The sequence below is a fragment of the Streptomyces sp. NPDC090106 genome, from assembly GCF_044747265.1.
Lineage (GTDB): Bacteria > Actinomycetota > Actinomycetes > Streptomycetales > Streptomycetaceae > Streptomyces.
Genome location: NZ_JBIVDS010000010.1, coordinates 74,006 through 87,624, shown reverse-complemented (window position 1 = coordinate 87,624; position 13,619 = coordinate 74,006). Strand labels below are relative to the sequence as shown.

The 13,619-nt window shown below is 72.8% G+C and carries 13 protein-coding genes; 7 read left to right on the top strand and 6 right to left on the bottom strand.

Features of this window, described 5'->3' with window-relative positions:
• Positions 1 to 24: 24 nt before the first annotated feature.
• Entirely contained in the window at positions 25 to 666 is a 642-nt protein-coding gene (locus ACIPSE_RS30115) for an alpha-ketoglutarate-dependent dioxygenase AlkB family protein (protein WP_401668495.1), read from the bottom strand.
• A gap of 58 nt (positions 667 to 724) precedes the next feature.
• Here ACIPSE_RS30115 and ACIPSE_RS30110 point away from each other — a divergent pair, with 58 nt between their 5' ends.
• Positions 725 to 1,858 carry a methyltransferase gene (locus ACIPSE_RS30110; RefSeq protein ID WP_401669253.1) on the top strand — a complete coding sequence of 378 codons (1,134 nt, stop codon included), beginning with the start codon at positions 725 to 727 and terminating at the stop codon, positions 1,856 to 1,858.
• Positions 1,859 to 1,894: 36 nt separating this feature from the next.
• Here ACIPSE_RS30110 and ACIPSE_RS30105 read toward each other — a convergent pair whose 3' ends face one another.
• Positions 1,895 to 2,755, bottom strand: a complete 861-nt coding sequence (locus ACIPSE_RS30105; RefSeq protein ID WP_401668493.1) for a ketose-bisphosphate aldolase — start codon at positions 2,753 to 2,755, stop codon at positions 1,895 to 1,897.
• 21 nt (positions 2,756 to 2,776) lie between these two features.
• On the bottom strand, positions 2,777 to 3,670 hold the full coding sequence (locus tag ACIPSE_RS30100) for an SIS domain-containing protein (protein ID WP_401668491.1): 894 nt from the start codon (positions 3,668 to 3,670) through the stop codon (positions 2,777 to 2,779).
• A 124-nt stretch (positions 3,671 to 3,794) separates the two neighbouring features.
• Between ACIPSE_RS30100 and ACIPSE_RS30095 the strand changes: the two genes are divergently transcribed.
• Positions 3,795 to 4,574 (top strand): DeoR/GlpR family DNA-binding transcription regulator, encoded by a 780-nt coding sequence (locus ACIPSE_RS30095; RefSeq protein ID WP_401669251.1) that lies wholly within the window; start codon positions 3,795 to 3,797, stop codon positions 4,572 to 4,574.
• A gap of 153 nt (positions 4,575 to 4,727) precedes the next feature.
• Positions 4,728 to 6,539 carry a glycoside hydrolase family 15 protein gene (locus tag ACIPSE_RS30090; protein WP_401668488.1) on the top strand — a complete coding sequence of 604 codons (1,812 nt, stop codon included), beginning with the start codon at positions 4,728 to 4,730 and terminating at the stop codon, positions 6,537 to 6,539.
• 26 nt (positions 6,540 to 6,565) lie between these two features.
• Here ACIPSE_RS30090 and ACIPSE_RS30085 read toward each other — a convergent pair whose 3' ends face one another.
• Complete coding sequence (locus ACIPSE_RS30085; RefSeq protein WP_401668486.1) at positions 6,566 to 7,519, bottom strand: hypothetical protein; 954 nt, start codon at positions 7,517 to 7,519, stop codon at positions 6,566 to 6,568.
• Positions 7,520 to 7,679: 160 nt separating this feature from the next.
• Here ACIPSE_RS30085 and ACIPSE_RS30080 point away from each other — a divergent pair, with 160 nt between their 5' ends.
• Complete coding sequence (locus ACIPSE_RS30080; RefSeq protein ID WP_401668479.1) at positions 7,680 to 9,926, top strand: heavy metal translocating P-type ATPase; 2,247 nt, start codon at positions 7,680 to 7,682, stop codon at positions 9,924 to 9,926.
• 60 nt (positions 9,927 to 9,986) lie between these two features.
• Here the strand turns inward: ACIPSE_RS30080 and ACIPSE_RS30075 are convergent, their stop codons facing one another.
• Complete coding sequence (locus ACIPSE_RS30075) at positions 9,987 to 10,682, bottom strand: type 1 glutamine amidotransferase domain-containing protein (RefSeq protein ID WP_401668476.1); 696 nt, start codon at positions 10,680 to 10,682, stop codon at positions 9,987 to 9,989.
• 49 nt (positions 10,683 to 10,731) lie between these two features.
• Here ACIPSE_RS30075 and ACIPSE_RS30070 point away from each other — a divergent pair, with 49 nt between their 5' ends.
• Positions 10,732 to 11,646 (top strand): LysR family transcriptional regulator, encoded by a 915-nt coding sequence (locus ACIPSE_RS30070; RefSeq protein ID WP_401668474.1) that lies wholly within the window; start codon positions 10,732 to 10,734, stop codon positions 11,644 to 11,646.
• Between the two features lie 7 nt (positions 11,647 to 11,653).
• Here ACIPSE_RS30070 and ACIPSE_RS30065 read toward each other — a convergent pair whose 3' ends face one another.
• Positions 11,654 to 12,604, bottom strand: coding sequence for a zinc metalloprotease (locus ACIPSE_RS30065; protein ID WP_401668472.1), 951 nt, complete (start codon positions 12,602 to 12,604; stop codon positions 11,654 to 11,656).
• Between the two features lie 178 nt (positions 12,605 to 12,782).
• Here ACIPSE_RS30065 and ACIPSE_RS30060 point away from each other — a divergent pair, with 178 nt between their 5' ends.
• Positions 12,783 to 13,112: a hypothetical protein gene (locus ACIPSE_RS30060; RefSeq protein WP_401668470.1), complete on the top strand. Its 330-nt coding sequence runs from the start codon at positions 12,783 to 12,785 to the stop codon at positions 13,110 to 13,112.
• Positions 13,109 to 13,609 carry a hypothetical protein gene (locus tag ACIPSE_RS30055; protein ID WP_401668467.1) on the top strand — a complete coding sequence of 167 codons (501 nt, stop codon included), beginning with the start codon at positions 13,109 to 13,111 and terminating at the stop codon, positions 13,607 to 13,609. The genes ACIPSE_RS30060 and ACIPSE_RS30055 overlap by 4 nt, the downstream gene beginning before the upstream one ends.
• The last annotated feature ends 10 nt before the right edge of the window (positions 13,610 to 13,619 follow it).

Sequence of the window (13,619 nt, the reverse complement as noted above, 5' to 3'; positions counted from 1 at the left end):
CCCATGATCCCCGGACCGGCCGTCCTACAGCCCACCGACCCTCAGCGTGATGTTGAGCCGCCCGTTCAGCCCCAACTCGGGCGGCGCGGTGCCCGGGTACACCTTCGGGACGCCGTGGTACGCGAGCCGTGCGGGCCCGCCGAACACGAACAGGTCGCCGCTGCGCAGCTCGACGTCCGTGTAGGGCCGGGTGCGGGTCTCGGTGTTGCCGAAGCGGAAGAGGCAGGTGTCACCGAGGCTGAGCGAGACGACGGGGGCGTCGGTCTTCTCGTCGCCGTCCCGGTGCATGCCCATCCGGGCGTCACCGTCGTAGAAGTTGATCAGGGCGATGTCGTACGGCGGTGCCGTCGTCCCGAACGCGTCCCGTACGGCCTCGCGGGCCAGGTCGCCGAGGCGGCGCGGGAAGGGCTTCACGGGGCTGCCGTCGCCGTCGACGACCGTGCGGGCGTACCCGTAGGGGTACCAGTGCCAGCCCAGGCACACCTGGCGTGCGGTCATCGTGCCGCCGCCGGGGGTGTGGACCGTGCGCAGGCCGGCCGGGGGGCGGGCCCAGTCGCGGCAGGCCGCCAGCAGGTCGCGCTGCCGGTCCGGGTCCAGCCAGTCCGGCAGGTGGGCCGCGCCGGGCGCCGGCTCGGTGCGGGCTCGGGGGAACAGCTCGGCGTCCATGGTCCCCATCCTGCATGACCTGCGGCTCCGCTAGCCTGGTCGCACGATGAACGACCCTATGACGACGCCCTGGGGCGAGCTGGAACTGACCCGATTCCCCGAGGACCCGCGGGAGCGGCTGCGGGCCTGGGACGCCTCCGACGAGTATCTGCTGAGGCACCTCGCCGACGAGAAGGTGCCGCTGGACGGCACGGTCGTGGTGGTCGGTGACCGCTGGGGCGCCCTGGTCACGGCGCTGGCCGCGCACCGGCCGACGCAGCTCACCGACTCCTATCTGGCCCAGGAGGCGACCCGGGCCAACCTGGCCCGCGCGGGTGTGCAGCCGGGTTCGGTGCCGCTGCTGACCACGCAGGACCCGCCGCCGGACCGGGTCGACGTGCTGCTGGTGCGGGTGCCGAAGAGCCTGGCCCTGCTGGAGGACCAGCTCCTGCGGATCGCGCCGGCGGTGCACGAGGGGACGGTGGTCGTCGGCACCGGCATGGTGAAGGAGATCCACACCTCCACGCTCCGGCTCTTCGAGCGGATCCTCGGCCCGACGCGGACCTCGCTCGCCGAGAAGAAGGCCCGTCTGATCTTCTGCGCGCCGAGCGCCGCGACGGACCGTCCCGCCAACCCGTGGCCGTACACGTACACGCTGCCCGAGGGCATCGGCGCCGTCTCGGGGCGGACCGTGGTCAACCACGCGGGTGTGTTCTGCGCCGACCGCCTCGACATCGGCACCCGCTTCTTCCTGCGGCATCTGCCCGACACCCGGGGCGCCGGCCGGGTGGTGGACCTCGGCTGCGGCAACGGCGTGGTCGGTACGGCGGTGGCGGTCTCCGACCCGGAGGCCGAGGTGCTGTTCGTGGACGAGTCGTTCCAGGCCGTGGCCTCGGCGGAGGCCACGTACAAGGCGAACGGGGTGCCGGGGCACGCCGAGTTCCGGGTCGGGGACGGACTGGCCGGGGTGGCGGACGCGAGCGTGGACCTCGTCCTGACCAATCCGCCCTTCCACTCCCACCAGGCGACGACCGACGCCACCGCCTGGCGGATGTTCACCGGCGCCAAGCGGGTGCTGCGGCCCGGCGGTGAACTGTGGGTGGTGGGCAACCGGCACCTGGGCTATCACCTGAAGCTGAAGCGGCTGTTCGGCAACAGCCGCCTCGTCGCCGGTGACCCGAAGTTCGTGGTGCTGAAGGCCGTCAAGCGCTGACGGCCTTGCCGGGGGCGGCGCGCGGCGCGCCGCCCGTCAGGCGGCGGGACCGCCCGTGACCCGGATGATCCGTTCCACGGTCCGCGCCATCGCCTCCCTTCCCTCGGCGAGGTACTTCCGGCAGTCGACGGCGTCGGGGTGCGCGTCCAGATGGGCGCGGACGGCTCCGGTCAGGGCGATGTTGAGGGCCGTGCCGACGTTGACCTTGGCGATGCCGCCCGCGACGGCCGCCCTGAGTTCGTCGTCCGGGACGCCCGAGGAGCCGTGCAGGACGAGCGGGACGTCGAGGGCGCCGGCGAGGCGTTTGACGAGGTCGTGGTCGAGGGCGGCGGTGCGGGTCGTCATGGCGTGCGAGCTGCCGACGGCGACGGCCAGGGCGTCCACACCGGAGTCGTGGACGTAGGCGCGGGCCTCGGCGGGGTCGGTGCGTGCGCCGGGCGCGTGGGCGTCGAGCGGCGGCTCGCCGTTCTTGCCGCCGACCCGGCCCAACTCGGCCTCGATCCAGAGTCCTTGGGCGTGGCACCAGTCGGCGGCGGCGCGCGTGGCGGTCAGGTTCTCCTGGTACGGGAGGCGGGCGGCGTCGTACATCACGGAGCCGAAGCCCGCGTCGGCGGCCCGGCGCAGCAGTTCGTCGCTCTGGACGTGGTCCAGGTGCAACGCGACGGGGACGGCGGCGCGTTCGGCGACGGCGACGGCGGCGCGGGCCAGCGGCAGCAGGCGGCCCTGGCGGAACCGCACCGCGTTCTCGCTGACCTGGACGACGACGGGCGCGCCGGCCGACTCGGCGCCGGCCACGACGGCTTCGATGTGCTCCAGGGTGATGACGTTGAACGCCGTGACGGCCGAACGGGCCGCGGCGGCACGGGAGATGAGCTCGCCGGTGGGTGCGAGAGGCACGGCTGGTTCTCCTCCGGAGCGTTACGGGCGGGCGAGGATCACGGAGCGGGTGAGGTGGCGCGGCCGGTCCGGGTCGAGGCCGCGGGCCGCCGCGACGGCGACGGCGAGGCGCTGGGCGCGGACCAGTTCGGCGAGCGGGTCGAGCCCGCCGGCCACCCACAGGGCGCCGGTGTCCCGAACCTGTTCGGCGAGCCCCTCGGGGGCCTCGCCGAGCATCCAGGTCGCGGTCCCGCGGGTGGAGACGCTGATGGGGCCGTGCCGGTACTCCATCGCGGGGTAGGCCTCCGTCCAGGACAGGGACGCCTCGCGCATCTTCAGTGCGGCCTCGTTGGCCAGGCCCACGGTCCAGCCGCGCCCGAGGAAGGTGAACTGGGCGCATTCGACGATCCCTTCGGGCAGCGGCTCGGCGAGCGCGGTGCGGGCGTCGGCGACGACGGCCTCCGAGTGCAGCCCGAGATGGGCGCGGAGCAGCGTGAGCGCGGTGGTCGCGAAGCGGGTCTGGACGACGGACCGCTCGTCCGCGTGGTCGAGCACGACGACGTCGTCGGCCGAGCCCATCACGGGGGTGTGCGGGTCGGCGGTGATCGCGGTGGTGCGGGTGCGGCCCTTCGTCGCGGCGAGCAGTTCCAGCACCTCGGTGGTGGTGCCGGAGCGGGTGAGGGCGACGACCCGGTCGTAAGGGCGTCCGGTGGGGAACTCCGAGGCGGCGAAGGCGTCGGTCTCGCCCTGGCCCGCGCCCTCGCGCAGGGCCGCGACGGCCTGCGCCATGAAGTACGAGGTGCCGCAGCCGACGATCGCCACCCGCTCCCCCGGCTGCGGCAGCGCGTCACGGTGTCCGGCCGCCTCGGCGGCGGCACGGGTCCAGCACTCGGGCTGGCTGGTCAGTTCGTCCTCGACGTAGGTCGTGGCCGTCATGGTGTTTCCCCTCCCACGATTGATTGTTTGTGCAAGATAGAGCCATGTTTCGAGCAGAATCAAGCATCGGAGGGGATTCCGGGTGCGTTAAGGTCGCCAGGTGATCGAGGATCGGAGGGTGCGGATGTCGCGCGACGCCCGCTGGAAGGCGCTGCTGGAGCTGCTCGTGGAGCGGGGCCGGCTGGAGGTCGAGGAGGCCGCCGCCGAGCTGGAGGTCTCGGCCGCGACGATCCGGCGCGACTTCGACCAGCTCGCCGAGCAGCAGATGCTGGTGCGCACCCGGGGCGGGGCGGTCGTGCACGGGGTGTCGTACGAGCTGCCGCTGCGGTACAAGACGGCCCGGCGCGCCTCCGAGAAGCAGCGGATCGCGAAGGCGGTCGCGGATCTCGTCGCGCCCGGCGAGGCGGTCGGACTGACCGGCGGCACCACGACGACGGAGGTGGCACGGGCCCTCGCGGTCCGCGGCGACCTCGGGTCGGGCACGCCCGCGCTGACCGTCGTCACCAATGCCCTGAACATCGCCAACGAGCTGGCCGTACGGCCCCAGTTCAAGATCGTGGTGACCGGCGGGGTGGCGCGGGCCCAGTCCTACGAACTGGTCGGGCCGCTCGCGGACGGGGTGCTCGGCCAGATCACCCTCGATGTGGCGGTGCTCGGGGTGGTCGCCCTCGACGTCACGCATGGCGCCGCCGCGCACGACGAGGCGGAGGCGGCGATCAACCGGCTGCTGTGCGAGCGGGCCGAGCGAGTGGTGGTGGCGGCCGACTCCAGCAAGCTGGGACAGCGGGCGTTCGCCCGGATCTGCGGGGCCGGGTCGGTGGACACACTGGTCACGGACAGCGCCGTGGACGCCGGTGTGGTACGGGAGTTCGAGGAGGCGGGGGTCCGGGTCCTGGCCGTCTGAACCGCACGACCGGTCCGTCCGATCCGGCTGCCCCTCCGCGCGTCCGACCCGCCCGACCCGCCCGATCCGTCCGATCCGCCTGGCCCTCCGCGCGTCCGACCCGTCCGAGCGGTATCCAGCAACTCTGTAGCCCGGGCGCCCTAGGCTGGGGCCATGGAGCATTCCGCCTCGCCGTATCTGCCCATCGCCGAGCACGGCCTGATCGGCGACCTGCGCAGTGTGGCGCTGGTGGGCACGGACGGGACGATCGACTGGTACTGCTGCCCGTCCTTCGACGCCCCGAGCGTGTTCGGGGCGATCCTGGACGCCGAGCGCGGCGGGGCCTTCGAGCTGGCGGCCTCGGTGCCGGCCCGGACCAAGCAGTTCTACTTCCCCGACACCAACGTGCTGATCACCCGGTTCTTCACCGAGGACGGCGTCGGCGAGGTGCAGGACTTCATGCCGGTCGACGGCGAGTCGGTCGAGGCCGAACGCCACCGGCTGATCCGCCGGGTGATGTGCGTGCGCGGCACCATCCCGTTCCGGGCCCGGGTCGCCCCGCGCTTCGACTACGGGCGCCGCTCCCACACCGTGCGCATGAACGGCGACGTGGCCGTCTTCGACTCCGAGGGCCTGTCCCTGGCCCTGTCGGCGACGGTGACGCTGGAGGCCCACGGCCTCGACGCCCACGCCGAGTTCAAGCTCGCCGAGGGCGAGTCGGCGGTGTTCGCGCTGGACCAGGTCGGCGGGGACGTGGCGCCCAGCCGGTGCGCCCGCACCGAGGCGGCCGACCAGTTCGAGACGACGGTGGCGTACTGGCGGCGCTGGCTGTCGCAGTCCAAGTACCGGGGCCGCTGGCGGGAGATGGTGCACCGCTCGGCGCTCACCCTCAAACTCCTCACCTACGCCCCAACCGGCGCGATCGTCGCCGCGCCGACGACGAGCCTGCCCGAGCAGATCGGCGGCGAACGCAACTGGGACTACCGGTACGTGTGGGTGCGCGACGCCGCGTTCTGTGTGTACGCCCTGCTGCGCCTCGGCTTCACCGAGGAGGCCGAGGCGTTCATGAACTTCGTGACCCGGCACATCAGTCCGGGCGACGGCAAGCCCTCAGGCCCGCTCCAGATCATGTACGGCATCGACGGCCGCACCGATCTCACCGAGTACGAACTCCCGCACCTGGAGGGTCATCTGGGCTCCGCGCCGGTCCGGGTCGGCAACGCCGCCGCCGACCAGCTCCAGCTCGACATCTACGGCGCGCTGATCGACTCGATCTACCTCTACGACAAGTGGGCCAAGCCCGTCTCCAGCGCCCAGTGGGACGACGTGTGCGCGCTGGTGGAGTGGGTGTGCGCGCACTGGGACCAGCCCGACGAGGGGATCTGGGAGACCCGGGGCGGGCGCAAGAACTTCCTCTACTCGCGGCTGATGTGCTGGGTGGCGATCGAGCGGGCGATCCGCATGGCCAACCGGCGCGGGCTGCCCGCCGACCTGCCCCGCTGGCTGGAGTGCCGGGACACCATCTACCGGCGGATCATGAGCAAGGGCTGGTCGCCGGACCGGCAGGCGTTCGTGCAGCACGAGGACGGTGACGTGCTGGACGCCGCCGTCCTGATGATGCCGCTGACGAAGTTCATCGCCCCCACCGACCCCAAGTGGCTCTCCACGCTGGACGCGCTCACCGAGGAACTGGTCTCGGACTCCCTCGTCTACCGCTACGACCCGCTCGCCAGCCCGGACGGACTGCGGGGAGACGAGGGCACGTTCTCGATCTGCTCCTTCTGGTACGTGGAGGCGATGGTGCACGCCGGCCGGGTCGACGAGGCCCGCCTCGCCTTCGAGAAGATGCTCACCTACGCCAACCATCTGGGCCTGTACGCCGAGGAGATCAGCCACACCGGCGAGCAACAGGGCAACTTCCCGCAGGCGTTCACGCACCTCGCGCTGATCAGCGCGGCGTTCAACCTGGACCGGGCGCTGGGCTGACGGACAGCGGCACCGGCACCGGCGGGTCAGTGCCCGTGGGTCTCCTCGGCGTGGCCGCCCGCCTCCTGCCCGCCCGTCCCGTGCGCCGCCCCGGCGCGCACGGTGAACACCGCCGTGCGGACCTTGCCCTCGTGCCGGAAGTCCAGGAACAGACGGTACGTGCCGCCGCTGGGCGCCGTGGCCGTGAAGGAGATCTCCGGGCCCGCCTTCGTCGTCCCGTCGCCGGGCTCGCCGTTCGGGTGGACGTGCAGGTAGGCGAGGTCGCCGGAGCGCAGGGCCACGAGGTGGCCGTACGCGGCGAGGTAGGGCTGGAGGTCGGTGACCGGGCGGCCGTCACGGGAGACGGTCAGCTTCAGCTCGCTCGCGGCGTCCGGGGTCAGACCGCCGGTGAGCCGGACCCGGTAACCGTCGACGGTGGCGGTGGCGTCCGGTGCCGGGAGCGGCTGTGGGGCGTAGTCGCCCGAGACGGCGAGGTCCGCGCCGAGGGTGAGGTTCTCCGCGCCCTCGGCAGCCGGGGTGAAGTCGGCGAAGACGCGGTAGCCGCCCGCGCGGGGCAGCTCGACGGGGATGCTCCAGGTGCCGTCGGCGGCGCGCGCGGGATGCAGATGCCGGTAGGTGCCGAGGTCACGGGAGGCGACGATGAGGTGGAGTTCCTTGTCGTGCTCGCGCTGGAAGGCGGTCACGGCGCGCCCGGCCGAGTCCCGGACCGCGAACCGCAGCTCGGAGCGGTGCCCGGCGGCGACTCGCGGGGTCTCCAGATCCAGGGTGTAGCCGCCCTCGGAGATCTGGAGGCCGCCCGCGGCGGGTGACTCCTCGTGCCCGGCGTGTTCCTCGGCGGGCGGTGACTCGGCATGGCGTTCGTGGGGCGCGGGCGCGCTCTCCGTGACGAGGGGATCGACGCCCCGGCCCACGCCGTACGCGGTGCCGAAGGTCGCGGCGAGTGCGGCGGCGAACGCGGAGATCTTGAGTCCAGCGCGCATGGCCGGCTCCTTGAGATCACGGCCGCCGGTTCGGACACGGGGCCTCGACAGAACCGACGATACCCCTGGGGGGTATAAAGTCAAGCTTGCGACGGGTACCCCCTGAGGGTATACAGGACTAGGCTCGGAAAATACCCCCACCCCGTATCCAGGAGGAGCGATGACCACCACCGCGACCACGGCCGGCTCCGAGGTCGAGCTCGCCATCGGCGGCATGACCTGCGCCTCCTGCGCCGCACGCATCGAGAAGAGGCTCAACCGGATGGACGGGGTCACGGCCACCGTCAACTACGCCACCGAGAAGGCGAAGGTCCACTACGGCGGCGAGGTCTCGGTGCGCGACCTGATAGCGACCGTGGAGAAGACCGGGTACAGCGCGCGGGAGCCCGCGCCACCTCAGCGGCCCGAGGGGGTCCCGGACGACGAACTTCGGTCCCTGCGCGAGCGGTTGACGACGGCCGTCGTGCTGGCCGTGCCCGTGGTCGCGATGGCGATGATCCCGGCGTTGCAGTTCGCGTACTGGCAGTGGCTGTCGCTGACGCTGACGGCCCCGGTCGTCGCCTACGCCGGATGGCCCTTCCACCAGGCGGCGCTGACCAACGCGCGGCACGGCGCGGCGACCATGGACACGCTGATCTCGGTCGGCACGCTGGCCGCCTTCGGCTGGTCGCTGTGGGCGCTGTTCCTCGGGTCGGCGGGGACGCCCGGTATGACGCACCCCTTCGAGCTGACCGTCGAGCGGGGGGACGGCGCCGGAAACATCTATCTGGAGGCCGCCGCGGGCGTCACCGCGTTCATCCTGGCCGGGCGGTACTTCGAGGCGCGCTCCAAGCGCAAGGCGGGCGCGGCGCTGCGGGCGCTGCTGGAACTGGGCGCCAAGGACGTGACGGTGCTGCGGCCCGACGGCACTGAACACACCGTCCCGGTCGACGAGTTGCGGGTCGGTGAGCGGTTCCTGGTCAGGCCCGGCGAGAAGATCGCCACCGACGGCACGGTGGCCGAGGGCTCCTCGGCCGTCGACGCCTCGATGCTGACCGGGGAGTCCGTGCCGGTGGAGGTCACCGTGGGGGACGCCGTGACCGGCGCCACCGTCAACTCCGGCGGGCGGCTCGTCGTCGAGGCCACCCGGGTCGGCGCGGACACCCAGCTCGCCCGGATGGCGAAGCTGGTGGAGGACGCGCAGAACGGGAAGGCCGCGGCGCAGCGGCTCGCGGACCGCGTCTCCGCCGTGTTCGTGCCGGTCGTCATCGCGCTCGCGCTGGGCACCCTCGGTTTCTGGCTCGGCAACGGCGCGGGGCTGACGGCCGCGTTCACGGCGGCGGTCGCGGTGCTGATCATCGCCTGCCCGTGCGCCCTGGGGCTGGCCACGCCGACCGCGCTGCTGGTGGGCACGGGGCGCGGTGCCCAACTGGGCATCCTGATCAAGGGTCCCGAGGTGCTGGAGTCCACGCGCCGCGTCGACACCGTCGTCCTCGACAAGACCGGCACGGTCACCACGGGCCGGATGACGCTGCTCGCCGTCCACCCCGCCGAGGGCACCGACGCCTCCGAAGTGCTGCGGCTGGCGGGCGCGTTGGAGCACGCCTCCGAACATCCGGTCGCCCGCGCGGTCGCCGAGGGCGCCCGGGAGCGGACCGGCACCCTGCCCGTTCCGGAGGACTTCGCGAACGTGCCCGGCCTCGGCGTGCGGGGGATCGTGGAAGGACACGCGGTCCTCGTCGGGCGGGAACGGCTGCTGGCCGACCGGTCACTGGAACTGCCGCAGGAACTGGCCCTCTTGAATACCAGGGCGGAGGCGTCGGGGCGGACGGCGATCGCGGTCGCCTGGGACGGCGAGGCGCGGGCGGTGCTGGAGGTCGCGGACGCGGTCAAGGAGACCAGCGCCGAGGCGATCACCCGGCTCAAGGCACTGGGCCTGACGCCCGTCCTGCTCACCGGCGACAACGCAGCGGTCGCGCGGTCCGTCGCCCGTGAGGTAGGGATCGCCCCGGAGAACGTCGTCGCGGAGGTGCTGCCGCAGGACAAGGTAACGGTCGTCAAGCGCCTTCAGGGCGAGGGCCGTTCGGTGGCGATGGTCGGCGACGGCGTCAACGACGCGGCGGCACTGGCCCAGGCCGATCTGGGGCTCGCCCTGGGCACGGGCACCGACGCGGCGATCGAGGCCGGCGACCTGACGCTCGTCCGCGGTGATCTGCGCGCGGTGGCGGACGCCATCCGGCTGGCCCGGCGCACCCTGGGCGCGATCCGCACGAATCTGTTCTGGGCCTTCGCCTACAACGTGGCGGCCCTGCCGCTCGCCGCGGCCGGTCTGCTCAACCCGATGCTCGCCGGGGCGGCCATGGCCTTCTCGTCGGTGTTCGTGGTGGGCAACTCGCTGCGGCTGCGATCGTTCCGCGCGACGGCCTGAACAGTTCGCGCCCAGCGGCCCGTCACCCTCGAACGGGGCGGCGGGCCGCCGTCGGCGCGTTCAGCCGAGCTTCTTCAGCAGTTCGGTCGCGACCGGCGCCGAGGAGGCCGGGTTCTGGCCGGTCACCAGGTTGTCGTCGACGACGACGTGCGGCGCCCAGGGCTCGCCCGTCCCGACCTGGACACCGGCCTCGACGAGCCGGTCCTCCAGCAGCCAGAGGGCCTTGTCCGCGAAGCCCGACTGGGTCTCCTCGGTGTTGGTGAACGCGGTGATCCGGCGGCCCGCGAAGGCGTTGGTGCCGTCGGCGCGCACCGCGGCGAGCAGTGCGGCGGGGCCGTGGCAGACGACGCCGAGCGGCTTGCCGGAGTCCAGGGCGCGGGTCAGCAGGGCGCCGGAGCCGGCGTCGACCGCGAGGTCCTCCATCGGGCCGTGCCCGCCCGGGTAGTAGACGGCGGCGTAGTCGTCGAGGTCGACGTCCGTGAGGTCCACGGGCTCCCGCAGTTCGGTCGCCCCGGCGAGCACCGCGGCGACCCGGTCGGCGCCCTCCTGCCCGCCGTTGTAGTCGGGCGCGAGGCTCGCCCGGTCGACGGTGGGCACGACGCCGCCCGGGGTGGCGACGACGATCTCGTGACCGGCCGCCTTGAACGCCTCGTAGGGGGCGGCAGCCTCCTCGGCCCAGTAGCCGGTGGGGTGCGAGGTGCCGTCCGCGAGGGTCCAGTGGTCGGCGCCGGTCAGCACGAAAAGGATCTTTGACATGGTTCGAACGTAGAACCCGCGGTCATAGAAATCCAATAGGCTCAGACATGTGAGAGATAGGGAATCCAATGACCACCCGGCTGGGGGCCCGCTGGACCTGAATCTGCTGCGGACCTTCCTGGCGGTCCACCGCACCGGCTCCTTCACCGCCGCCGCCCGGCTGCTGGGCCTGTCCCAGCCCACGGTGACGACCCAAATCCGCGCCCTGGAGCGGCAGCTCGGCCGTGAGCTGTTCGAGCGGACGGCGCGCGGCGTGTCCCCGGCGCCGTACGCGGACGCGCTCGCGGCCCGGATCGTCGAGCCGCTCGACGCGCTCAGCGCGGTCGCAAACCCGCAGGAGGCCCCCGCCGAGCCCGTCCACCTCGCGGGCCCCGCCGAATACCTGACCCGTTCCGTCCTCCCCGGCGTCGCGCCGCTGGTGGAGCACGGCGTACGGCTGCGGATCACCCCCGGTCTGACGGAACCGCTGCTGGAGGATCTGCGCGCGGGCCGGCACGACCTGGTGATCGCCACGTTCCGGCCGCGCGGGCGGACGCTGACCTCGATGCCGCTGGACGACGAGGAGTTCGTGCTGGTCGCCGCGCCCGGATGGGCGGACAGGTCCCCGGGCCACGAGGGTCCCGCCGCCCTCAACGGCGTCCCGCTCGTCGCCTACGCCGAGGACCTGCCCATCGTGCGCCGCTACTGGCGGCACGTCTTCGGCGGACGGCTGACCCGTCATCCGGCGGTCACGATGCCGGACCTCAACGGAGTGAAGGCTGCGGTCGTGGGCGGCGCCGGGTTCTCGGTGCTGCCCCGCTACCTGTGCGCCGAGGAGCTGGCCTCCGGTGCGCTCGTGCCGCTGCACGACCCGGAGGACCCCCCGATCAACACCGCCTTCCTGGTCCAGCGCCCCGGGGTCTCGGGCAACCCGCACGTCGCCGTCGTACGCGACCATCTGCTCCGGGCCGCCGCGCGCCGCTGAACCCGGCTCACTGCTTGAGGAACGAGGAACGGGCGTCCTCCAGGGTGGCGTCCATGCGGGCCACCTGCCCCTGGGTGAACATGAACATGGCCGCGTCGTCGGTGTAGTCCATGTAGTTGACGAACATGTCGCCGTCGGGTGCGTTGCCGCAGGTGACGTGCGGGAAGCCCGGAGTGCCGAAGTTGGGGCCGCCCGCGTTGGGGGTGTCGGCGACGAAGTCGGTGCCGCTGCATCCGGTGCCGTCGTCGCCCCAGATGTGGAAGAGGTTCAGCCAGTGGCCGACCTCGTGGGTGGCGGTGCGGCCCAGGTCGAAGGGTGCCGCCGCCGTGCCCGTCGTACCGAAGAAGGTGTGGCCGATGACGACGCCGTCGGTGGCGGAGGGGCCGCCCGGGAACTGGGCGTAGCCGAGGATCTCGCCGACCTGGGGGTCGACGAGGCGCGGTGCGACCCAGAGGTTGAGGTACTGGTCGGCGGGCCAGGCGTCACGGCCGCCGCTCGCCGCGAACTTGATCGCGTCGTCCATCCCGAAGGAGTCCAGGGCGGCCTCGGTACGGGTGATGCCGTCGGTGGGCCCGCCGTCCGGGTCGCGCGAGGCGAGGACGAACTCGATACGGCAGTCGGCGACGAGGGGCTGCCAGACGGCGGGCACCCGGGAGACGTCCGGGTTCCGCATCCGGTAGTCCTGGTTGAGGACGTCGATCTGGCTGCGGATCTGCTCCTCGTCGATGTTCTGCTCGGCCGTGCGGTGGACGACGTGCACCACCACCGGGATGACCGTCACTCCGGCGCGGGCCGGCGACTCCCTGCCCGTCTCGAAGGCGAAGGCCCGGTTCTCCAGGGCCTCGCGGGCCACGGCGTAGCCGGGGTCCTCGGTCAGCAGGCGCCGGTGGACCGGCATGGTGCCGCACACGCGGCGGGCGGGGCTGGGACTGGTCTCGTCGAACTCGTTCTCGGGCACGCTGCACCACCTGGAAGGAGTGCGCCTCGACGGCGCCAAGGTGAGGGTGGAGCGGGCCCGTTGGGGTTTACCGTAGGGCGACGGGCCGGGCACGGTAAGCAGAATCGCGAATTCCGCGCCAAGTACGGCATCGCGTTCCGTATCGGGTCAACTCGCCCCGGACCAGGAGGTGACCGGCATGAGCGGTCCGCCCGAGGCACTGATCGGGACATGGGTCCACGCACACGAGGAGGACTCCCCCGGTGTGAGCGTGTACCGCCCGGCGGGCTACCCCCTGCCTCCCGCGCGCGGGCGCCGCGGCCTGGAGTTCGCCGCCGACGGCACCTTCACCGACCGCCCGCTCGGCCGCGGTGACGTACCCGGCCGGCGCACGGGCCGATGGGCCCTGGCGGACCCGGAGGGCCACCGTCTCACGCTCGGCCTCCCGTGTGCGGAGCGGGAGTTGGAGGTTCTGTACGTCGACGACCAGGTGCTGAAGGTGCGGGCACCGGACCGGACGGACCCTTGAGGACCGGTACGGCGACGGTGGTCGCCGTCTGCGCGCTGGCCTTGGCCGCGTGCGCGCCGGGGAACGGGGCGGCGGGACCCGCGGGCGGCACCGCCCCGTCCGTGACGGCGTCCTCCACGCCCCCTTCGACGAGCGCGAGCCCGGCACCGAGCCAGGTCACCGGTACCGGGCAGCGGCTCGTCACGCTGGAGATCAGCGGCGGATTCGCCGGCGTCGCGCAGCGGGTGGTACTGCGCGACGACGGCACGGTCCAGGCCGAGGACGACGGAGAGAAGGCCGAACACCGCACGCGGGAGGCCGAGTTCGGGGAACTGCGGACGCTTCTCGACAACCCGGCGCTGGACGAGGTGCCCGACCTCACCGTCGACGAGGGCGCCCGCGATCTGTTCCGGTACGAGATCCGCCTCGGCGACCGCACGATCCTCACCGACCGGTCGTCCGAACACCCCGCCCTGGACCGGCTGATCGACGCGCTGAGCGAGTACCTGCCCACGTAGGGGAAGGCGC